The sequence below is a fragment of the Pseudomonas sp. RW409 genome (assembly GCF_003184125.1).
Classification (GTDB): domain Bacteria; phylum Pseudomonadota; class Gammaproteobacteria; order Pseudomonadales; family Pseudomonadaceae; genus Aquipseudomonas; species Aquipseudomonas chlororaphis_I.
The window spans coordinates 51433-72680 of the sequence record NZ_QHHP01000034.1; the positions used below are offsets into that span (position 1 = coordinate 51433).

The 21248-nt window shown below is 60.6% G+C and carries 21 protein-coding genes and 1 tRNA gene; 11 read left to right on the forward strand and 11 right to left on the reverse strand.

The annotated features are described in order from the left end of the window. Positions 1 to 11 precede the first annotated feature (11 nt). The 7 genes from DK261_RS16420 to DK261_RS16450 form a co-directional block, all read right to left on the reverse strand. Positions 12 to 1748: a ShlB/FhaC/HecB family hemolysin secretion/activation protein gene (locus tag DK261_RS16420; RefSeq protein WP_371923079.1), complete on the reverse strand. Its 1737-nt coding sequence runs from the start codon at positions 1746 to 1748 to the stop codon at positions 12 to 14. Then, positions 1748 to 2359: a transposase gene (locus DK261_RS16425; protein ID WP_169897782.1), complete on the reverse strand. Its 612-nt coding sequence runs from the start codon at positions 2357 to 2359 to the stop codon at positions 1748 to 1750. Before DK261_RS16425 ends, DK261_RS16420 begins: the two co-directional genes overlap by 1 nt. 392 nt (positions 2360 to 2751) lie before the next feature. Next, positions 2752 to 3354 carry a GNAT family N-acetyltransferase gene (locus DK261_RS16430; protein ID WP_110176015.1) on the reverse strand — a complete coding sequence of 201 codons (603 nt, stop codon included), beginning with the start codon at positions 3352 to 3354 and terminating at the stop codon, positions 2752 to 2754. An 80-nt stretch (positions 3355 to 3434) separates the two neighbouring features. Further along, a complete protein-coding gene (locus DK261_RS16435; RefSeq protein WP_028682433.1) occupies positions 3435 to 3821 on the reverse strand; it encodes a hypothetical protein in 387 nt (128 codons plus the stop codon). Further along, complete coding sequence (locus DK261_RS16440) at positions 3818 to 5284, reverse strand: PAAR domain-containing protein (protein WP_110176016.1); 1467 nt, start codon at positions 5282 to 5284, stop codon at positions 3818 to 3820. Before DK261_RS16440 ends, DK261_RS16435 begins: the two co-directional genes overlap by 4 nt. Positions 5285 to 5381: 97 nt before the next feature. Then, positions 5382 to 5654 carry a hypothetical protein gene (locus tag DK261_RS16445; RefSeq protein WP_101283410.1) on the reverse strand — a complete coding sequence of 91 codons (273 nt, stop codon included), beginning with the start codon at positions 5652 to 5654 and terminating at the stop codon, positions 5382 to 5384. After that, positions 5641 to 6429, reverse strand: coding sequence for a VacJ family lipoprotein (locus DK261_RS16450; protein ID WP_110176017.1), 789 nt, complete (start codon positions 6427 to 6429; stop codon positions 5641 to 5643). The genes DK261_RS16445 and DK261_RS16450 overlap by 14 nt, the downstream gene beginning before the upstream one ends. A gap of 168 nt (positions 6430 to 6597) precedes the next feature. Here DK261_RS16450 and DK261_RS16455 point away from each other — a divergent pair, with 168 nt between their 5' ends. Further along, complete coding sequence (locus tag DK261_RS16455) at positions 6598 to 7308, forward strand: response regulator (RefSeq protein ID WP_009050668.1); 711 nt, start codon at positions 6598 to 6600, stop codon at positions 7306 to 7308. Next, positions 7305 to 8648, forward strand: coding sequence for a cell wall metabolism sensor histidine kinase WalK (locus DK261_RS16460; RefSeq protein ID WP_110176018.1), 1344 nt, complete (start codon positions 7305 to 7307; stop codon positions 8646 to 8648). The genes DK261_RS16455 and DK261_RS16460 overlap by 4 nt, the downstream gene beginning before the upstream one ends. Before the next feature lie 64 nt (positions 8649 to 8712). Here DK261_RS16460 and ppk2 read toward each other — a convergent pair whose 3' ends face one another. Together ppk2 and DK261_RS16470 are read right to left on the reverse strand one after the other, a co-directional pair. Continuing rightward, positions 8713 to 9801, reverse strand: coding sequence for a polyphosphate kinase 2 (gene ppk2 / locus DK261_RS16465; protein WP_028683332.1), 1089 nt, complete (start codon positions 9799 to 9801; stop codon positions 8713 to 8715). 275 nt (positions 9802 to 10076) lie between these two features. Further along, positions 10077 to 10161 (reverse strand) — tRNA-Leu (locus tag DK261_RS16470). Between the two features lie 108 nt (positions 10162 to 10269). Here DK261_RS16470 and queA point away from each other — a divergent pair. The 6 genes from queA (at position 10270) to DK261_RS16500 (ending at position 16356) form a co-directional block, all read left to right on the forward strand. Further along, positions 10270 to 11319 (forward strand): tRNA preQ1(34) S-adenosylmethionine ribosyltransferase-isomerase QueA, encoded by a 1050-nt coding sequence (gene queA / locus DK261_RS16475; RefSeq protein ID WP_028683321.1) that lies wholly within the window; start codon positions 10270 to 10272, stop codon positions 11317 to 11319. A 14-nt stretch (positions 11320 to 11333) separates the two neighbouring features. Further along, positions 11334 to 12449: a tRNA guanosine(34) transglycosylase Tgt gene (tgt, locus tag DK261_RS16480; protein ID WP_162096445.1), complete on the forward strand. Its 1116-nt coding sequence runs from the start codon at positions 11334 to 11336 to the stop codon at positions 12447 to 12449. 47 nt (positions 12450 to 12496) lie between these two features. Further along, on the forward strand, positions 12497 to 12832 hold the full coding sequence (yajC, locus tag DK261_RS16485; RefSeq protein ID WP_007929510.1) for a preprotein translocase subunit YajC: 336 nt from the start codon (positions 12497 to 12499) through the stop codon (positions 12830 to 12832). A 62-nt stretch (positions 12833 to 12894) separates the two neighbouring features. Next, positions 12895 to 14763 carry a protein translocase subunit SecD gene (gene secD / locus DK261_RS16490; RefSeq protein ID WP_009050646.1) on the forward strand — a complete coding sequence of 623 codons (1869 nt, stop codon included), beginning with the start codon at positions 12895 to 12897 and terminating at the stop codon, positions 14761 to 14763. Between the two features lie 9 nt (positions 14764 to 14772). After that, positions 14773 to 15687 carry a protein translocase subunit SecF gene (gene secF, locus DK261_RS16495; RefSeq protein ID WP_009050645.1) on the forward strand — a complete coding sequence of 305 codons (915 nt, stop codon included), beginning with the start codon at positions 14773 to 14775 and terminating at the stop codon, positions 15685 to 15687. A 120-nt stretch (positions 15688 to 15807) separates the two neighbouring features. Further along, positions 15808 to 16356 carry a glycine zipper 2TM domain-containing protein gene (locus DK261_RS16500; protein WP_009050644.1) on the forward strand — a complete coding sequence of 183 codons (549 nt, stop codon included), beginning with the start codon at positions 15808 to 15810 and terminating at the stop codon, positions 16354 to 16356. Between the two features lie 207 nt (positions 16357 to 16563). Here the strand turns inward: DK261_RS16500 and DK261_RS16505 are convergent, their stop codons facing one another. Both DK261_RS16505 and DK261_RS16510 read right to left on the reverse strand, forming a co-directional pair. Continuing rightward, positions 16564 to 17769 carry an ISL3 family transposase gene (locus DK261_RS16505; RefSeq protein ID WP_110176019.1) on the reverse strand — a complete coding sequence of 402 codons (1206 nt, stop codon included), beginning with the start codon at positions 17767 to 17769 and terminating at the stop codon, positions 16564 to 16566. 122 nt (positions 17770 to 17891) lie between these two features. Then, on the reverse strand, positions 17892 to 18143 hold the full coding sequence (locus DK261_RS16510; RefSeq protein WP_009047772.1) for a hypothetical protein: 252 nt from the start codon (positions 18141 to 18143) through the stop codon (positions 17892 to 17894). 158 nt (positions 18144 to 18301) lie between these two features. On the opposite strand from DK261_RS16510, the gene DK261_RS16515 reads away from it, so the two are divergent. The 3 genes from DK261_RS16515 (at position 18302) to htpG (ending at position 21220) form a co-directional block, all read left to right on the forward strand. Next, positions 18302 to 18778, forward strand: a complete 477-nt coding sequence (locus DK261_RS16515) for a PaaI family thioesterase (RefSeq protein ID WP_110176020.1) — start codon at positions 18302 to 18304, stop codon at positions 18776 to 18778. Then, entirely contained in the window at positions 18775 to 19227 is a 453-nt protein-coding gene (locus DK261_RS16520) for a PaaI family thioesterase (RefSeq protein WP_009047774.1), read from the forward strand. Before DK261_RS16515 ends, DK261_RS16520 begins: the two co-directional genes overlap by 4 nt. Positions 19228 to 19315: 88 nt before the next feature. Further along, a complete protein-coding gene (gene htpG, locus DK261_RS16525; protein WP_009047775.1) occupies positions 19316 to 21220 on the forward strand; it encodes a molecular chaperone HtpG in 1905 nt (634 codons plus the stop codon). Positions 21221 to 21248: the final 28 nt, after the last annotated feature.

The following is a 21248-nucleotide window of genomic DNA, read 5'->3' on the forward strand; positions in this document are numbered from 1 at the left end:
TCCGTGAAAGATCAAAACGTCGCCTGCACACTGAAGTGCACGCGCGAGTCCTGTTTCTGGGTGTTCGGTCCATCAAGCAGCGGGTAACCCCAGTCCAGGCTGCCGGAAAGCCATTTGCTCAAGCTGGCGCGGGTGCCCAGGCCGACGCTGGCCAGGCTGTAGTCGGCCTCCTGGTCGGGAAGCTCGTCGCGCAGGTACATCCGGGCCCCTTCGGCGAAGGCGTAAAAGCGCCATTCGTTGACATAACCGCCCAGGTACTTGGCCAGGGACGGCGTGCGCAGTTCCTGGGAAAACAGGTAGCCGTCGTCGCTGGTGCGCTCGGCCGCCAGGTAGCCGCGCACCGAGGTGGCGCCGCCGGCGGAGAACTGCTCGTTGGACACCAGCGGCCCCGAGGCCAGCTGGAACGCGGCCTTGGATGCGCTCTGCCAATCGTTGGCGAAGGTGTAGGTGTAATTCAGATCGCCCTTGAGCACGGCGAAGCTGGGGTTGGCGCGGTAGCGCTTGTAGTCGAAGTCCTCGTCCGAGCTGCTGTAGCCGAACAGGCTGCGGGTGCCGGCCACCAGGCTCAGGCCGAGGCCCAGCTGGGAGGTCTCGGTGTAGCGGAAGCCGTTGTAGGCGAAGGTGAACGGCGCGTACTTGAGCGGCACCTTGTCGCTTTCACCGCCCAGGCTCAGCTCTTCCTCGAAGTCCTTGAAATCCACCCCGACCGAGAACGAGTTGGCCCAGGCGCCGCTGGCCGGCAGGCTGTAGATCAGCGACAAGCCGTAGGAATGGCCCTTGCCCAGCACGTTGCTGCCGCCGATGGTGGCGACGTTGCTGTCGGACTTGTAGCCGGCGAACTGCAGGCTCCAGCGCTCATTGAGCGGTGCGGTGTAGGAACCGGACCAGACCTTGGCGTTGTCCTGGTCCTCGGGCGCGGTGAAATAGGTCAGGGAAATGCTGTGGCCCAGCTGCCAGAGGTTGTTGTAGCCCAGGCTAGTGACCGCCCGCAGGTGCTTGGTGTCGGCGCTGTAGTCGTTGTTCAGGCCGATGCTGGCCTGCCAGGGGTTCTGGTCCTCCACCTGCAAGTCGACGTCCATGGTGCCGGGGCGCTGGCCTTCGCGGACCAGCGGCATGACCTGACGCCCGGGAGTCTTGTTCAGGCTCGCCAGCTGGCCCTGGACCTTGGCGAAATCCGGTACCTGGCCTTCCTGCAGCGCCGGCACCTCGTCGCGGATTTCCACCGGCGAATAATGCTTGGCCCCCACCACCCGCACCCGCCCGACCTTGGTCTCGCTGACCTGCAGGTAGACGATGCCGTCCTCGACCTTCTGCTCCGGCAACTCGACGAACACCGACTGGTAACCGCGGGCCTGGTAGACCTTCTGCAACGCGTCGCGGGCGCCCTCGATATCGCCCAGGGCCTTCTGCGGGCCGAGGAAGGGATACACCGCCTCTTCGATGGCCCGGGCATCGAGCACGGTGTTGCCGCGCACGAAGTACTCATTCACATCCACCAGCCGCGCAGGCGCGGCCTCGCCTTGCGATGCGCTGCCTGGCACCGGTTCGCTTTCCACCGGGCCGCCCTCCTCGGCCAACAACGGCGGGCTCAGCGCGACCAGCGCCAGCCAGCCGCACACCGGCAGCCAGCGCCTGGTCGGCCCCGGCCGCCCCCTATCGAACAGATGCTCCACACCGCCCCCTAGATTTCCAAGAATGTCGAACCGCGTCGAAACCGCCGTCGCCGTCTGTACGGCGTTTGGCCGCATCAATTGCTCAAGGTCGATGTCGTGGCGTGCTTGGCCAGCCAGCTGTGCAGCAGCGCGAAGTTCAACGAGAACTCGGGCATTTGCAGCAAGGCGCCACAGAACACTTCACCGATGATTTTCTGGATCAGCAGCACCGCCCGTGCGTCGTTCAACAGCGTGGCGATGTCGCGGCTCAGCACGCCGAGGCTCCAGACCTTCTGGTTCAGGTCCAGGCCGACGAACCAGCGAAACAGCAGGTTGTAATTGAGTTGCTCGTACAACTGCTGCTCGCCGGGCACCGAATACAGCAGCTGCAACAGCAGGATGTGCATCACCGTGCGTGGGGCGATGAGCATGCCGGGCTCGGCATCCAGGCCCTGGAGAATGTCGCGGTGCTGGTCGAGCAAGGCGTCGATCTGCGGGCGCAGCAACACCAGCGAATGGCCCGGTGGGATATAGCTCGACACCTCCTTCAAGGCGCCCTGCCAGTCATCCTGGGAAACGATCCAGACCCACGGCGCACCGTAGCGATAGACCGATACCGGCTTCTTGCGCGCGGCTTCGACTATCTTCGACAGCCGCTGATCCAGCTCCTGCATGCCCACTTTCGCGTAGCGTTCCATAGTCCCCATAACCTCACTCCCGGCGTCCCGCCTCGGCTCAGAACAGTGGCCAGAAGGCCCCCTCAAGCGCGTCACATATCCATGACGGGACTGGCTAAGTGCTACCGAACTTTTGTCACAAAAGCTTCATTCACCAGAGGGTGGGAGTTGTTCGCGATGACAACGCTGAGAACACCAGGTACTCGAATCGGATAGGGGATATCCAAGAAAGACGGGGGCCCCGTGAGGCCGGCCCAGATAGCACCGACCCGCCAGCAGACGAGCCGAAAAAGGCTGAAGCCTCGCGTTCATCGGGGCTCAGAGAACGGGTAGGAGCGAGGCTTGCCCGCGATGGCGTCGGCACTGTCGCTGATACGCTGGATGGAGTACACGAGACTCCCAGCCCACCACCATCGCCGCTGCTATAAAAACTGCCCGTCTGGCAGGCCCAGGTCGATGACCCCGCTGGCAAAATCCGACGCCGCCGCCCTGGCCTTCGCGGAAAACAGCCGCAACAGCACGACTTTACCCAGCGTATCGCTGCGCAACGCCCCGTCGTGCCGGTTGCCGGTCAGGACCACATCCGGCGCAATCGTCCAACCACCAGCCCGGGCATAGAAACGCGCCAAGGGTGGATCACAGGTGAAGACGCCAATATCGAGATGGCTGTGCTCCATGCAGCGGGTGGCCGCGGCGACTGTCCTCAACCCCAGGCCTTGCCCCTGATAGTCGGGATCGGTCATGACACAGCTGAGCCCGCCAATGTCGAAGGTGTCGCCAGCATGCTCGATGGTCTTCATGGCAACGGCGGCATAGCTGACCACCCTGTCGTGCGTGCAGATATAGAACGAGAATGCGTCGAACACAGGATCGTGCAGCGGTGCGACCTGCGCTTCTTCAGGCGCATCCGGCTCGGGATAGACGCGCTGCTGCAACAAGGTAAATGCTCGCTGCACGGCCGAAGAGGCCCGGTTGTAGGCAATAGCGTCGACAGCCCCCGGTTGCGAGGGTTTGAGGTCTGTCATGGGGTTGTCCTTGTCTGAGGTGAATGTCGCTGCTTGTTATTTTCGTGTTGACTCAAATACTTGTTCAGCGCTGGCTTTTGCTACGTAATCAACTCCATCACTGCATATTCTATGAAGAACTTTGTCAGCAGCCCTCCCAGAATATAATGCGAGGCGATCAATTTTTTCTTGAGTGGTTCAGGAAAACTATCGACCTCATCAGCATCTAGCAGCCCCCTTTTAATAAAGTAACCGGAGTGCGCCAGAAAGCCTGCTATGCCCCCAATCACCGCCATCTTTCCCCAGGTTCCGAAATACAGAAACCCCCTTTGTTGATTGACGATGGGGCTGTTCTTGAAGTGCTCAAGTGCCTCATTCAAATGGTTGCGAATCCAATAGAGGTGCACACCAATCATAATGAAGGCCCCGAGAATAGTTCCCGCCATAAAAAAGCCAAGTACGATATGTGCAGTCGTTATTTCGTTCATTTTTCTGTTCCATAAAGCAGTTCTCCAAGAAACTTCCCGCCGCCTTCCCCCGCCTTTCCGGCTGCATAGGTACCTCCGCCGATCAGTACCAGGCCACATGCAAGCCCCCCGATACCACCGGTGGACGCTGCAACCGCAACACAGATAGTTGCCGCGCCGGAGTTTATAAAGGGAGTAGCGATTGCCCCGATAGCTACCCCGCCTGTAAAACTCCCCGTCTCGGTAAACTTCACCTTCTCACACGCCTCCTTGCTTCCCGCCAAACAAACATCCTGCACCTTCACATAAGAGGCCCCACCACCAAGAGCCGTCCCAATCCAACCACCCCACTTTAGAATCCTGGACGCCCGGGAAACACCCTCAATATGCGTGGCGTACCCCGGTATCTGCCCCACTGCGCCCGCCTGAGTCCAGCGATGCACCAGGCTGCGACTGGAAATCCCCAGGGCACTCTTAAGGCTGGGGTGGTCAGGAAAGGCAATGCTCATTTTTGTAATGGACAGCAGGCTAGCGTCCAACTGCACGAACAGCTCTTTTCTTTCACTGAAGAACTCAACGCTGCGCAAATGCCCATCCCGCAGAAAGAACTTCTGATGGAGTTCTTCGATATCCAGCAAGGTTCTTTTCAAGCTGTCCATATGGTTGCCCACGGCCGCCGTGCTAACACCTAAAGCAGTCGAACCATAGGACAGTATCGATTCAACCTGCACCCGATACTTGAGCATAAAGGCCGCTTCCTCATCGCTCATGGACGCCAATGCCGCACTGACCTTCTCCGCCGCTTCCATCAGCAAGGCTTCTTCACGGGTGCATTGGTAGTTGTCGGGATGACTGAGCACAACAAGTTGCCCAAGTTTGGCAGGACTCGATAGCTGAGGATTGAGCCGACGGAATTTCTCCAGCACAGCCTCGTCGGCCTGGCCGAACAGCACCGTCTCCAGCGCGGCGCGGGTCATCGGTGTTTGCACAATATGAAAACCCGGTTCTACGAGGTGTTGCGTGTCCTGCACGGACAGCGGCGGGGAAACAATATCGCCGTGAGCAACGGTCAGGCCGCGTACCCGATCCCGCGGCACCGCATCGGCAAATTCGTTTTGCGGGTAGCCCTTATGAATAGCATCGGCCCAGCGCTGGGTATTGATCACCGCGGGCCCGACGTAATCGCTGTCGAGCGGGATAGCGGGCTGATTCCCGGAGCAGACTGTCCGCTGAGTAGCGATCAGGCGGTTGGCCCCGGTCGGGCAGCCACACTGCACAAGGCCACCCTCCACCGCCGTGGCTTGGTGGTTATCCGCCCAGGTGTGATGGCCTTCGGCGATAAAACCCACCGTCTGGCACACCGGGCACCAGACCGGGTCGGCAATGCGGGCGACCCGTTGATCCACAACAAAGGTGGTGGCTGATCCGGCAATGACTTTGCCGCCGGTTGTAGTGGGGTCGCCTTCCCTGATGACAAAGGCCATGAGCTACGTTCTCCATGAGGAATTTGCCTCGAACGTAACAACGCCTATCAGCCGGCTGAATCAGGCGATCCTGAAACGCCTTACCCCTTGGCTGGCATCACGACGCAAGACCACTGTCCACCCCTCGCACCAACACCTGCGGTTCCCCCTGCTTGATCACCCAACGAATCAACTCGCTCACGCTGATGCGGTGCTGGCGCTCGACCCATTCCAGGCCTTCGGGGCTGTAGTGTTCGCTGTAGCGGCTGAGGGTCAGGTGTTGTTGGTCGGCCGAGAGGCGCAGGCTGACTTCGCGGCATTGCAGGGAGGCATCGCCGTGTTTGGCCACGCGTTGCAGCAGGACCAGGGCGTCGGTTTCAGAAGTCATCATGGGTCGCTCCTTCACAACGATGTTTGGCGGGGCTGGTAGCGCCTTGCTTGCCTTCCTGTACGAAGGCAGCGCGGTGTTCGGCGTTCACGTCGCGCAGGGCGCTGTAGTAGTCGGGCATGGTTTTCAGGCTGTCGGTCAGCGGCAGCAGGGCGGCGCGGCCGTCCACTACGCCGCCGACCATGGCGACGGTGCCCAGAGTCTGTACGGTGTCGCTGTTGTCGCCGAAGGGGGAGACCACGAAGTTGAGGATCTTGCCCACCGAGTCGCGGCTGTTGTCGGTGCCCAGCAGCGGCAGTTCGACGATGGGGCCGTTGCCGATGCCCCACACACCGAAGGTCTGGCCGAAGTCGGCGGTGTGGCGCGGGATGCCGAGCGGGTCCGAAACGTTGAATAGGCCGAGTACGCCAACCGTGGTGTTGACCGCAAAGCGCCCCAGACTGTTGACCGAGCGTTGCGGGTTGCCTTGCAACAGGTCGTTGATGAAGACCTTGGGTTCGCCGAAGTTGCTCGCGAAGTTATGCACGCCCTGTTGCATGAAGTCCGGCAGGTGGCGGTAACCGCGGGCGACCGGTGCCAGTGCGTAGTCGTCAACGGCCTTGTTGAAGGCGAATACGCCACGGTTGACCGGCTCGGCGGGGTCATAGATCGGATAGTCGACCTTCGCGCAGTCGGGTTGAGTGGCAGGCCCCGGGCTGGTACAGCCCGCCAGGTAGGACAGGGACAGCAGCAGGGCGGTATGACGACACAGGCGGGTGGAGCACAGGAGTGAGCGCATGGGCGGACGACCTTGGGAACAGGGAGGCCGATGCTGGCATGGACGTTTTGCCTGAAGATGTCTGCTTTATTGCGGGGTTGTCGGTTTGTTACCGCGTTGAAATATATGACGGGCCGCGGCCAATGGTTTTGAATGACAGTACTTTCCGAGCTTGAGTGATACGCACTGGTGAGCAGTCTGTTGATTGTGGACGACGACCTTGAGGTCCTCGCGCTGCTGAAGAAATTTTTTGTGCAACACGGCTACTCGGTGGAAGTCGCCACCGAGGGCGCTTCGTTGTGGGCGGCGCTGGAGCGGCAGGTGCCGGACCTGATCATTCTCGACCTGATGCTGCCGGGGGAAAACGGCCTGACCCTGTGTCAGCGCCTGCGCCAGCAGCACGCCGTGCCGGTGATCATGCTGACCGCCATGGGCGAATTGAGCGACCGCGTGGTGGGGCTGGAAATGGGCGCCGACGATTACCTGAGCAAACCCTTCGATGCCCGCGAACTGCTGGCCCGAGTGCGCGCGGTGCTGCGCCGGGCCGGAGAGAGCCGGCCGGTGGTCGGGGAGGTGCCGCGGCCGCTGATCAGGTTCGCCGATTGGCAACTGGACCTGACCCGCCGCGAGCTGCGCTCGCCGGATCAGGTGATGATTCCGCTGTCGGCGGGGGAGTTCGACCTGCTGCTGGTGTTCGTCGAGCATCCGCAACGCATCCTCAGCCGCGAACAGTTGCTCGACCTGGCGCGCGGGCAGGCCCATGACGCCTTCGATCGCAGCATCGATGTGCAGGTCAGCCGCCTGCGACGCAAGCTGGAGTTCGACACCAAGCGCCCGGCGATGATTCGCACGGTGCGCAATGGCGGCTACCTGTTCACCCCCAGCGTGACCCGCCAATGAAAGTGAGACACAAGCCGGGCGGCCCGCGCGACACCATCGCCCGCTGGATCGCCCTGACCACCCTGATGGCGATGCTCACCGCGCTGGCCTTCAATGCGCTGTTCGTGCAATTGGCCGGAGTCTGGGCCAAACCGCCGTTGAGCGAATCCGGCCTGGTGGAAAAGATCGCCTCCATCAGCAATATGATCGACGCCTCGGAGCCGGGGCAGCGCGCGCGCCTGGCCGAGTCAGTCAGCGACCACGGCCTGAGCGTGACTTGGCACCCGACGCGACGGGATATCGAGGTGCCGGTAGTCGATGAGCCGGAGTACCGCGAGGGCTCGACGAAACTGAAACAGCTGCTCAGGCCCGGGGCGGGGCACATTGAAGCCTACCAGCCCAGCGACTGGCCGGAGCCGGGCGGACCGTATGCGTTGTTGATCCAGATGAGCGATGGCTCCTGGCTGATGTTCTCCTCGCTCTCGCGCAACTGGGGGCTGGATGAGGGACCGCGCAATCTGATCGTGATCGGTCTGGTGCTGTTGTCCACCGTCCTGGTCGCCTTGATCGCCACCCGCCGCCTGGCCCGGCCCCTGCAGCAGTTCGCCCTGGGCGCGCGGCGGTTTGGCGTGGATTTTCGCGCGCCGCCTATCGAGCCGGTCGGCCCCCACGAGATTCGCCAGGCGATCCTCGCATTCAACGCCATGCAGGCGCAGTTGCAGCACTTCATCAAGGAGCGCACGCAGATGCTCGCGGCGATCTCCCACGACCTGCGTACCCCCCTGACTCGCATGCGCCTGCGTGGCGAGTTCATCGAGGACTCCGAGCAGCAGCGCCGGTTGTTCCATGACGTCGATGAGATGCAGGCGATGATCAATTCGGCCCTGGAGTTCTTCCGCGACGATGCGCGGCTGGAGGAGGCGACGTCTTTCGATCTGGCGGAGCTGCTGCAAACCCTGGTCGACGATTACCGCGACCAGTCCATCGACATCGCGTTCAGTGGTCCGCCGCGCCTGGTGTATTTCGGCCGCCCGTTGGGGCTCAAGCGGGTCATGAGCAACCTGCTGGAAAACGCCATCAAATATGGCAGCGAACCGGCGATTGAAGTGGTGGCGGATGCCGAGCAGGTGAAGGTCTGTGTGCTGGATCGCGGGCCGGGGATTCCCGTTGAGTGGCAGGAACAGGTGTTCGAGCCGTTCTTCCGCATGGAAAGCTCGCGCAATCGCAACACCGGCGGCGTCGGCCTGGGGCTCTCCGCGGCGCGGGCGATCGTGCTGGAGCACGGCGGCGAACTGCGCTTGCGCAACCGTGACGGTGGCGGGTTGCAGGCCTGTGTGCTGTTGCCGGTGCAGGGTATCTAGCTGGTCGGACCCGCTTCAGGACCTTTCATCGATCCTGGAGCAGGCCCTCTTCAAGGCTGGCTGCTTACGCGAGCGTCACCTGTGGATTGCGCACCGGCTCCGCGGCCGCTTCGTTGTACACCCGCTCGTCTTCTTCCATGACCCGCGACGCCCGGCCGACCAGCACCGGGTCGGGTTGATGGGCCACGCGCAGGTTCTTGCCTGGGTAGTCGAGGGAGTGCAGGAAGTGGCGGATGCAGTTGATTCGCGCGCGTTTCTTGTCGTCCGACTTGATCACCGTCCAGGGCGCATCGGCGGTGTCGGTGTGGAAGAACATCGCCTGTTTGGCGGCAGTGTATTCGTCCCACTTGTCCAGCGACTTGATGTCGATGGGCGAGAGTTTCCAGTGCTTGAGCGGGTCGTCGCGGCGCGAAATGAAGCGCCGCAGTTGCTCGTCGCGATTGACCGAGAACCAGTACTTGAACAGCAGGATGCCGCTGTTGCACAGCATGCGTTCCAGCTCGGGCGTCTGGCGCATGAATTCCAGGTATTGCAGGGGCGAGCAGAAGTCCATGACCCGCTCGACGCCGGCGCGGTTGTACCAGGAGCGGTCGAAGAACACCATTTCCCCGGCGGTGGGCAGGTGCTGGATGTAACGCTGGAAATACCACTGGCCCTGTTCCTGTTCGCTGGGTTTTTCCAGGGCGACGATCCGCGCGCCCCGCGGATTCAGGTGCTCCATGAAACGCTTGATGGTGCCGCCCTTGCCCGCGGCGTCGCGCCCCTCGAACAGCACCACGACGCGCTGCCCGGTTTCCTTGACCCAGCTTTGCACCTTGAGCAGTTCGATCTGCAGCTCCTGCTTGGCCTTTTCATACTCGGCGCGGCGCATGCGGCTGCGGTACGGATAGCTGGCCGGCAGCTTGGCGGTGGAACTGTCTTCATTGCTGCCATGGGGCGCGCTGGCCACCTGCAGGGCGACCGGCTGCTGGCTGATGGCGCTGATTTCAGCTTCGGCGGTCTTGGCCGCGGCAGGTTTAGTGGTCGCACGTGGCCGGCGTGGGCGTGGGGTGGCCGGTTTGCGTGGGGCGCTTTTGCTACTGGCCGTGACCGTCGGTTTGGCGGCTGGCGTGGCTTTTTCGGGAAGGGGACGCGCGGTGGATTCTTCGCTCATATCGGGCCTGTCTGATCGCTCCAATGTCTTTCAGACAGTCTATGGCGCACAAAACCGGGCTTCTTGATGCGTATCAAGGAAGCTTTTGAGCCGGTCTGTGTTTGTCCGTAGGAGCGAGGATTGCCCGCGAAACAGGCGCTGTGCAGTGTCAGTCAATCCGAGTCATCGTTCATCGCGAGCAAGCTTCGCTCCTACAGAATCCTGGTGCGCGGGGGAGGTGGCACTTTTCAACAGGCGAAAAAAAAGACCTTGAATTTCAAGGTCTTTTTTAAGTTTGGTGCCCCGAGGGAGACTCGAACTCCCACTTCTCTCGAAAACGGATTTTGAATCCGCCGCGTCTACCAATTCCGCCATCAGGGCTCAATGGCGGCGAAGTATAGAGACGTGCCTACCGTTGGTCAATCAGGTTTCATGGTCAATTTTGGCTATTTCCGCTAAACTTTCCGGCCCTGCTAGACGAACCCCATCATGCGTGTTGCTGACTTTACCTTCGAGCTCCCTGATTCGCTGATCGCCCGCCATCCCCTGGCCGAGCGTCGCGCGAGTCGCCTGTTGACCCTGGATGGGGTCACCGGCGCCCTGGCCCACCGTCAATTCACTGATTTGCTTGAGCATTTGCGCCCGGGCGACTTGATGGTGTTCAACAATACCCGGGTGATTCCGGCGCGGCTGTTTGGCCAGAAGGCCTCCGGCGGCAAGCTGGAAATCCTGGTGGAGCGGGTGCTCGACAGCCACCGTGTGCTGGCTCATGTGCGCTCCAGCAAGTCGCCGAAACCGGGTTCGAAGATCCTGATCGAAGGCGGCGGCGAGGCCGAGATGCTGGCCCGTCACGACACTTTGTTCGAACTGGGGTTCGCCGAGGAAGTGCTGCCGTTGCTGGAGCGCGTCGGCCATATGCCGTTGCCTCCTTATATAGACCGCCCGGACGAAGACTCGGACCGCGAGCGTTACCAGACCGTGTATTCCGAGCGCCTGGGCGCCGTGGCCGCGCCGACCGCTGGGCTGCACTTCGACCAGCCGCTGCTGGAGGCGATTGCCGCCAAGGGCGTCGAGACCGCGTTCGTGACCCTGCATGTGGGCGCCGGGACCTTCCAGCCGGTACGGGTCGAGCGCATCGAAGATCACCATATGCACAACGAATGGCTGGAAGTCAGCCAGGACGTGGTGGATGCGGTGGCGGCCTGCCGCGCGCGTGGCGGTCGGGTGGTGGCGGTGGGGACCACCAGCGTGCGTTCCCTGGAAAGCGCGGCGCGCGATGGCGTGCTCAAGCCGTTCAGCGGCGACACCGACATCTTTATCTACCCGGGCCGGCCGTTCCATGTGGTCGATGCCCTGGTCACCAACTTCCATTTGCCCGAATCCACACTGTTGATGCTGGTTTCGGCGTTCGCCGGTTATCCCGAAGCCATGGCCGCCTACAAGGCCGCCGTCGAGCATGGATACCGCTTTTTCAGCTACGGTGATGCGATGTTCATCACCCGCAATCCCGCGCCACGCGGTCCTGAGGAAACAGCATGAGTCGCACCTGTCGTATGTCTTTCGAGCTGCTCGCCACCGATGGCAAGGCTCGTCGCGGTCGTCTGACCTTCCCCCGTGGCACCGTGGAAACCCCGGCTTTCATGCCGGTGGGCACCTACGGCACGGTCAAGGGCATGCTGCCTCGGGACATCGTCGCCACCGGCGCCGAAATCATCCTGGGCAACACCTTCCACCTGTGGCTGCGCCCGGGCACCGAAGTGATCAAGAAACACGGCGACCTGCATGACTTCATGCAGTGGAAAGGCCCGATCCTCACCGACTCCGGCGGTTTCCAGGTGTTCAGCCTGGGCGCCATGCGCAAGATCAAGGAGGAGGGCGTGACCTTCGCCTCGCCGGTCGACGGCGCCAAGGTTTTCATGGGCCCGGAAGAGTCGATGCAGGTCCAGCGCGACCTGGGCTCGGACATCGTGATGATCTTCGATGAATGCACCCCGTACCCGGCCGACGAGGACGTCGCGCGGGTGTCCATGGAGCTGTCGCTGCGCTGGGCCCAGCGCTCGAAGAACGCCCATGGCGACAACACGGCGGCGCTGTTCGGCATCGTCCAGGGCGGCATGCACCAGGACCTGCGCATGCGCTCCCTGGAAGGCCTGGACAAGATCGGCTTCGACGGCCTGGCCATCGGTGGCCTGTCGGTGGGCGAGCCCAAGCACGAGATGATCAAGGTGCTGGACTACCTGCCGGGCCAGATGCCAGCAGACAAACCTCGTTACCTTATGGGTGTTGGCAAGCCGGAAGATCTGGTTGAGGGTGTGCGCCGCGGTGTGGACATGTTCGATTGCGTGATGCCAACCCGTAATGCCCGCAATGGGCACCTGTTCATTGACACTGGCGTGCTGAAGATCCGCAACGCGTTCCATCGCCATGATGATTCGCCGCTGGATCCGACCTGCGATTGCTATACCTGCCAGAACTTCTCCCGTGCTTATCTGCATCATCTGGACAAGTGCGGCGAAATGCTGGGGAGCATGCTCAATACCATCCATAATTTGCGTCATTACCAACGTCTTATGGCTGGTTTGCGCGAGGCTATTCAACAGGGTACATTGGCCGCCTTTGTCGATTCCTTCTATGCCAAACGCGGGTTGCCCGTGCCGCCTTTAGAATAAGTTCTAAAGACGTTTAGACCCACTTTTGTAATTATCCGGAGTGTTACATGAGCTTTTTTATCTCGACTGCAATGGCTGACGCTGCTGCACCTGCTGCTGGCCCTGCTGGCACTGGCTTTGAGTGGATTTTCCTGGTCGGTTTCCTGGTCATCTTCTACCTGATGATCTGGCGTCCACAGGCCAAGCGCGCCAAAGAGCAAAAGAACCTGCTGGGCAGCCTGCAAAAAGGTGACGAAGTTGTGACTACTGGCGGTATCGCCGGCAAGATCACCAAAGTGACCGATGACTTCGTAGTGCTGGAAGTTTCCGACACTATCGAGATGAAGTTCCAGAAAGGCGCTATCGCTGCCACGCTGCCAAAAGGCACGCTGAAGGCGATCTAAGTTTCATCTTTTACCAATCGACGGGGCGCGCAAGGCGCCCCGCTTCATAAACGGGCGGCGTGATGCTGAACAAATACCCTCTGTGGAAATACGTACTGATCCTGGCGGTGCTGGCGATCGGTTTTATTTATTCCGCTCCCAATCTATACCCTGATGATCCGGCCATTCAGGTCAGCGGCGCGAGCACTGCGTTGCAGGTCACTCAGGCGGATCTGGATCGTGCGAGCAAAGCGCTCACCGACGCCGGGATCAACGTCAAGGCAGCGACCATCGCGGCCAAGGGCAAGGGCGGCCTGTTGCGTCTGACCAAGCAGGAAGACCAGCTTCCAGCCAAGGACGTCGTGCGCAAGGCCCTGGGTGACGACTACGTCGTTGCATTGAACCTGGCACAAACCACCCCGCAATGGCTGCGCAACCTCGGCGCGCATCCGATGAAGCTGGGCCTGGACTTGTCCGGTGGTGTGCACTTCCTGCTGGAAGTGGACATGGAAAAAGCCCTCGACGCACGCCTGAAAGTCTACGAAGGCGATGTGAAGAGCCTGCTGCGTAAAGAGCGCCTGCGCTATCGCAGTCTGCCGCAGCTCAACGGTGCCATTCAGCTGGGCTTCAGCGACGAAGCGACCCGTGAACAGGCGCGTACGCTGATCCGCAAGAACTTCAACGATTTCGACATTGTTCCGGCCGACCTCAATGGTCAGGCGGTGCTGCGTCTGGCGATGACCCCGGCCAAGCTGGCGGAAATCCGTGAATACTCCATCAAGCAGAACTTGACCACGGTGCGTAACCGCGTCAACGAGCTGGGTGTTGCCGAGCCTCTGGTTCAGCGCCAGGGTGCCAACCGTATCGTGGTTGAGCTGCCGGGCGTGCAGGACACCGCTGAAGCCAAGCGTATCCTGGGCAAGACGGCCAACCTTGAGTTCCGTCTGGCCGCCGAGCCGGGCGCTTCGAAAGCCACTTCCGAGTCTTTCGAGTTCCGTGAAGGCAATCGTCCTCCTGCGCTGATCGAGCGTGGCCTGATCATCACCGGTGACCAGGTGACCGACGCCCAGGCGGGCTTCGACGAACACGGTCGTCCACAGGTGAACATCAAGCTCGATGGCCACGGCGGCGAGCTGATGAGCCGTTCGACCCGCAGCAACGTCGGTCGCAGCATGGCGGTGATCTTCATCGAGCAGAAGCCGACCACCACTTACACCAAGCAAGTAGTCGACGGTGTCGAGAAAGACGTCGCGGTGCAGAGCTTCAAGGAAGAGAAGAAGATCATCAGCCTGGCGACCATCCAGTCGCCGCTGGGTAGCCAGTTCCGCATCACCGGCCTGAACGGCCAGGGCGAGTCCTCCGAGCTGGCGCTGCTGCTGCGTGCCGGTGGTCTGGCCGCACCGATGTACTTCGCCGAAGAGCGCACCATCGGCCCGAGCCTGGGTGCCGACAACATCACCAAGGGTATCGATGCGTCGCTGTGGGGCATGCTGTTTGTGTCGCTGTTCATCATCGCCATCTACCGTTTCTTCGGCATCATCGCCACCGTGGCGCTGGCGCTGAACATGGTGCTGCTGCTGGCCCTGATGTCCTTGCTGGGGGCTACGCTGACCCTGCCGGGTATCGCCGGTATCGTGCTGACCATGGGTATGGCGGTGGACGCCAACGTACTGATCTTCTCGCGGATACGTGAAGAGATCGCCGCCGGCATGACCGTGCAGCGGGCAATCAATGAAGGCTTCGGCCGGGCATTCACCGCGATTCTCGACTCCAACCTGACCACATTGCTGGTCGGCGGGATTCTCTTTGCCATGGGCACCGGCCCGGTCAAAGGCTTTGCGGTGACCATGTCCCTCGGGATCTTTACCTCGATGTTCACGGCCATCTGGCTGACCCGCGCGATGGTCAACCTGATCTTCGGCGGTCGTGACTTCAAGAAGTTGTGGATTTAAGGGGCTGCCATGTTACGTACTATCAACTTCATGGGCGTCCGCAACGTTGCGTTCGGCGTCACCCTGCTCCTGACCGTTCTGGCGCTGTTCAGCTGGTTCCACAAGGGGTTGAACTACGGCCTGGACTTTACCGGCGGAACGCTCATCGAGCTGACCTACGAGCGTCCGGCGGATGTGATGAAGGTTCGCGCTCAACTGAGCGAATCCGGCTATCACGAAGCGATCGTGCAAAGCTTCGGTGCCACCACCGACCTGCTGGTGCGGATGCCGGGTGAAGACCCGCAACTGGGCCACCAGGTGGCAGAAGCGCTGCAGAAGACTGGCGGCGACAACCCGGCGCAGGTCAAGCGCGTCGAGTTCGTCGGCCCGCAGGTGGGTGAAGAGCTGCGCGACCAGGGCGGCCTCGGCATGCTGATGGCGCTGGGCGGCATCCTGATCTACCTGGCCTTCCGCTTTCAGTGGAAGTTCGCGGTAGGTGCCATCGTCTCGCTGATCCACGACGTGGTGGTGACCGTAGGTATCCTGTCGTTCTTCCAGATCACCTTCGACCTGACGGTGCTGGCGGCGGTACTGGCGATCATCGGTTACTCGCTCAACGACACCATCGTGGTGTTCGACCGGGTGCGTGAGAACTTCCGCGTGCTGCGCAAGGCCAGCCTGATCGAGAACATCAACATCTCGACCACCCAGACCCTGCTGCGCACCATGGCGACCTCGATCTCCACCCTGCTGGCGATCGCGGCGCTGCTGTTCTTCGGTGGCGACAACCTGTGGGGCTTCTCTATCGCATTGTTCGTGGGTGTTCTGGCGGGTACCTACTCGTCGATCTACATCGCCAACGTGGTGCTGATCTGGCTGAACCTGAGCAGCGAGGACCTGATTCCTCCGGCCAATACCGATAAGGAAGTCGACGACCGTCCATAACGGTTTCCGCTTCCCGGCAGGCAGTCGAAAAGGCGGGAGTATTGAACTCGCGCCTTTTTTTATGCTCCAAGGCAGGGAGAAGCGCGGGCTTGTCCCGCTTGTGATGGTCAGGAGGTTCACGTGAACAAGTCGATGCTGGTTGGTGCGGTATTAGGTGCCGTCGCTGTGACTGCTGGGGGGGCTGTTGCCACCTACAAGCTGGTCAATAGTGGCCCTGAGTATGCGCAGGTGCTGGCAGTTCAGCCGGTCAAACAACAGATCAAAACACCGCGTGAAGTATGCAAGGACGTCACCGTGACCCGTCAGGCTCCGGTGAAGGATCAACATCAGATCGCCGGTACGGTGGTCGGTGCACTGGCCGGCGGCCTTCTGGGTAACCAGATCGGCGGCGGTACAGGCAAGAAGATCGCCACGGTCGCCGGTGCGGTCGGCGGTGGTTACGCCGGTAACAAGGTGCAGGAAGGCATGCAGGAGCGTGATACCTACACCACCACTCAGACTCGCTGCAACACGGTCAACGACATCAGTGAAAAGGTCGTGGGTTATGACGTGAAGTACGAGCTGAACGGCAAGCAAGGCCAAGTGCGTATGGATCGTGATCCAGGCAGCCAGATTCCGGTCAACAAGGAAGGCCAGCTGATCCTGGGTCAGAACCAGCCGGCGCAATAAGCCTTTCGGCGTCAATCAAAAAAAGCACCCTGCGGGGTGCTTTTTTATTGCCTGTGGCTTGGGGTTGCTTCTGTAGGAGCGAGGCTTGCCCGCGATAGCTTCAGTCCCGAATGAGGCTGATGCGCCGCGGCGCCCGGATCGCGGGCAAGCCTCGCTCCTGCAAGGAGGGTGGTTCGCCGACAAATCCCAGGCATAAAAAAAGGTTCTTCACGGAATACCGGGAAAGACGCTCTTGATCTTCATGAAAAAGAATTCGCTATCCCGGTAACCGTACGCCATTCGTTTGATGACCTTTATTCGATTGTTTATTCCTTCCAGCTGACCGGTGTGCATCGGCCAGCGAACGCGGCTGACGATGCCCCGCCAGTAACTCTTTAGCCGTTTGGCGAACTGGATCAGTGCCGGTATTTCGCTTTCATGAGCATGGCGCAACCATTGCTTCCAGGCCGATCTCCAGCTCCAAGCGGTATTCGGCGTCCAGAGCGTTTTGAGTTCAGCCTTCATCAAGTAGACCGTCATCAACGCCTGGTTGGCCGCCAGTAAATCCTGCAAGTGAACCTGTTGTTCCGGCGTTTTCAGATTCTGTGGATTGCGTAGCAGTAGCCATCGCGCTTGCTTGATGACCTTACGAGCAGGCTTGTCGTGGCGTAGCCGATTAGCCTCGTCAACGCGGACCCGATCAATCACCTCTCGGCCATATTTGGCCACCACATGGAAGAGGTCATAGACCACGCGCGCTTTGGGGCAGTGCTGGCGAACCTCCAGGTCAAAAGCGGTGTTCATGTCCATCGCCACCGCTTCGATTCGAGCGCAACCCTCTGGCCCCAACTCTTCGAAGAACGGCCTGACCGCCGCACGGCTGCGGCCTTCGCCGATCCACAGCACTCGTCGTGTATCCGCATCCAGCACCACACTGGCGTAACGATGGCCCTTGAACAGAGCGAACTCGTCCATCACCAGACGCCGTGGTTGCGCCTTCGGCAGATCGCTCAATGCCGTTTGCAAGGCGCGACGCTCTAGCAGCCGAACGGTGTCCCAATGCAACCCAAACAGTTGAGCCACGTGTAACGTGGGAAGGCGTTCGCAGGCTTGAATCACCGCATCGGCCAAGCGGCGCGTCATACGGGCATAGCGATCCAGCCAACTGACAGTCTCCATGCGTTTGCCGCAGTCACGACAGCCAACACGTCTGAGCAAAACGCTGAGGCGCACTGCACGGCCGAGAATGGGCAAATCACGAACGACTCGCTCGCAATACTCGTGAGTGGTTGAACAGGGCTTTTGGCATCCACCACAGGAAGGGAGTCGGGTGGTGTGGGGCGTCAGATCGATCTGTAGGGCATCGCCATCAGGCTTGATCGTGACGACAGAAAAGCCCTCCCAAAAAGGAAGGAAAGTATTAATATCGTGCATAAGAACGCCGGTTTTTTAGATGTGTTTGCTCGCACGAACATCATCAATCAAATCGGCGTTCTTGTTTCTGTGTTTCCCGGAATTCCGTGAAGAACCTTTCTTTTTGCTGCACTAAAACCGGATTAGTTGGTTTTAGGAGCGGCTTCCTTGGCAGCTTCTTCAACAGCTGCTTTGCTCGATTCAACCTGATCTTTGGCTGCATCGACGGTTTCTTTTGCGGCTTCGTTCACTTTATCCTGAGCTTCGTTCAGTTTCTGTTGAGCTTGCTCAGCATGTTGGTTGGCATCTTGAGCTTTGTCCTCGGATTTTTTATCGCAGGCAGCGAGACCGAGGGAAGCGGTCAGCATCAGGGCAATAGCTAAAGTCTTACGCATGGGGTGTTTCTCCTTATTGAAGATATCTTCTGGCCTTTCGAGCATGGCTCTACAGGTTAAGTTCCTTGAAAGCTAAAGATATATAAAGTGCCAGCAATATGGAACTTTTACCGGCCTCGTTAACTGAGCGGTTTTGACATCAACTAGAGAATTGCCTTATGGAGCAAAACCCTGTTTTTGAGCGTGCGACGCGGTTTTTGTCGGCGCTGCGCCATTGCCAGGTATTGGCCATGAGCGTGCACAGCGCTTCAAAAGACGGCATCACCCTGACGCTGCCTTACAGCCCGCAGATAGTCGGCAACCCACAGACCGGAGTGATCCATGGTGGCGCGCTGACCTCATTGATGGACACCGCTTGCGGCATGGCCACCTTGTGCGTCCTGCCGGAGTTCGAAGTCTGCCCGACCCTGGACCTGCGCATCGATTACATGCACCCGGCGGAACCGGGCAAAAGCGTGTACGGCTTTGCCCAGTGCTATCGGGTGACCAGCGATGTGATTTTCACCCGCGGTTTTGCCTATCAGGACGATCCCGAGCACCCCGTTGCCCATGTGGTGGGCACCTTCATGCGCATGGGCAAGGGCATCAAGGGCAGCAAAGGTTTTTCCGGCGCCATCAAGGGTGAGCAGCCATGAGCGACGATTTCCAGGAACAAGTGCAGCGTGCCCACCAGCAGGGCGATTACGCCGCACTGCTGCAGCTGATTCCCTACGCCAGGCTGATCGGCATCGAGTGTTCGCGACAGGGTGATGAGTTGCTGTTTCGCCTGCCTGCCAACCGCGACAACATCGGCAACCCGTTGCTGCCGGCCCTGCACGGTGGGGTGATCGCCGGTTTCATGGAGCTGGCCGCGGCCCTGCATCTGTTGATTGGCACCGGTTCGCCCGGAGTGCCGAAGATCATCGACTTCTCCCTCGATTACCTGCGGGCCGGGCAGTTTCGCGATACCTATGCCAGGTGCCAGGTCTGCCGCCAGGGCCGGCGGGTGGCGAACGTGGCCATCACCGCCTGGCAGAGCAGCGCGGAGGAGCCGATTGCCACCGCCCGAGCACATTTCAAGCTCGAAGAAAGTCCAGGCCCTTGAAATCTCAGGTCTAGCCCCCAACTCTGTGGACATCCCGCCGTAAGCCCTCCGGGCGCGGCTTATGCCATCTGATTGGAGTTTGATGACCATGAGTGTGGAAACTCAAAAGGAAACCCTGGGCTTCCAGACCGAGGTAAAGCAACTGCTGCACCTCATGATCCATTCGCTGTATTCCAACAAGGAAATCTTCCTTCGCGAACTGATCTCGAACGCTTCTGACGCTGTCGACAAATTGCGCTTCGAAGCCCTGTCCAAGCCTGAGTTGCTGGAAGGTGGCGCGGAGCTGAAAATCCGTGTGAGCTTCGACAAGGACGCCAAGACCGTCACCCTCGAAGACAACGGCATCGGCATGAGCCGGGAAGATGTGATCACCCACCTGGGGACCATCGCCAAGTCCGGCACCGCCGACTTCATGAAAAACCTCACGGGCGACCAGAAGAAGGATTCGCACCTGATCGGCCAGTTCGGCGTGGGCTTCTATTCCGCCTTCATCGTCGCCGACAAGGTCGATGTCTTCAGCCGTCGTGCCGGCCTCGCTGCCAGCGAGGGCGTGCACTGGTCCTCCAAGGGCGAAGGCGAGTTCGAAGTCGCGACCATCGACAAGGCCGACCGCGGCACCCGTATCGTCCTGCACCTGAAGTCCGGCGACGACGAGTTCGCCGATGGCTGGCGCCTGCGCAACATCATCAAGAAGTACTCCGACCATATCGCCCTGCCGATCGAGCTGCCGAAAGAGGTCGCTGCCGCCGAGGGTGAAGAGAAACCTGCGCAGGAATGGGAAACCGTCAACCGCGCCAGTGCCCTGTGGACCCGTCCGCGTACCGAAATCAAGGACGAGGAATACCAGGAGTTCTACAAGCACATCGCCCATGACTTCGAGAACCCGCTGAGCTGGAGCCACAACAAGGTCGAAGGCAAGCTGGAATACAGCTCGCTGCTGTACGTGCCGGCCCGTGCGCCATTCGACCTGTACCAGCGTGAAGCGCCGAAAGGCCTGAAGCTGTACGTGCAGCGCGTGTTCGTGATGGATCAGGCAGAGTCCTTCCTGCCGCTGTACCTGCGCTTCATCAAGGGTGTGGTCGACTCCAACGACCTGTCGCTGAACGTGTCGCGGGAAATCCTGCAGAAAGACCCGATCATCGACTCCATGAAGTCGGCGCTGACCAAGCGCGTGCTGGACATGCTGGAAAAACTGGCGAAGAACGAGCCTGAGCAATACAAGGGCTTCTGGAAAAACTTCGGCCAGGTGATGAAAGAAGGCCCGGCCGAAGACTTTGCCAACAAGGAAAAGATCGCCGGCCTGCTGCGCTTCGCCTCCACCCAGGGCGACGACGGCGAGCAGAATGTTTCCCTGGCCGACTACCTGGCGCGCGCCAAGGAAGGTCAGGACAAGATCTACTACCTCACCGGCGAAACCTACGCGCAGGTCAAGAACAGCCCGCACCTGGAAGTCTTCCGCAAGAAAGGCATCGAAGTGCTGCTGCTGACCGACCGCATCGACGAGTGGCTGATGAGCTACTTGAGCGACTTCGACGGCAAGAGCTTTGTCGACGTGGCGCGTGGTGACCTGGACCTGGGCAACCTGGACTCGGAAGAGGACAAGAAGGCCGCGGAAGAAGTCGCCAAGAGCAAGGAAGGCCTGGTGGAGCGGATCAAGACCGCCCTGGGCGATACCGTCAGCGAAGTGCGGGTTTCCCACCGCCTGACCGACTCCCCGGCGATCCTGGCGATCGGCGAGCAGGACCTGGGCCTGCAGATGCGCCAGATCCTCGAGGCCAGCGGGCAGAAGGTGCCGGATTCCAAGCCGATCTTCGAATTCAACCCGGCTCACCCGTTGATCGAGAAACTCGACGGCGAGCAGAGCGACGAGCGCTTCGGCGACCTGTCGCACATCCTCTTCGATCAGGCGGCCCTGGCTGCCGGCGACAGCTTGAAAGACCCGGCCGCCTATGTGCGTCGTCTGAACAAGCTGCTGGTTGAACTGTCGGTTTAACTGCGTTGCATAAAAACCCGCTTCGGCG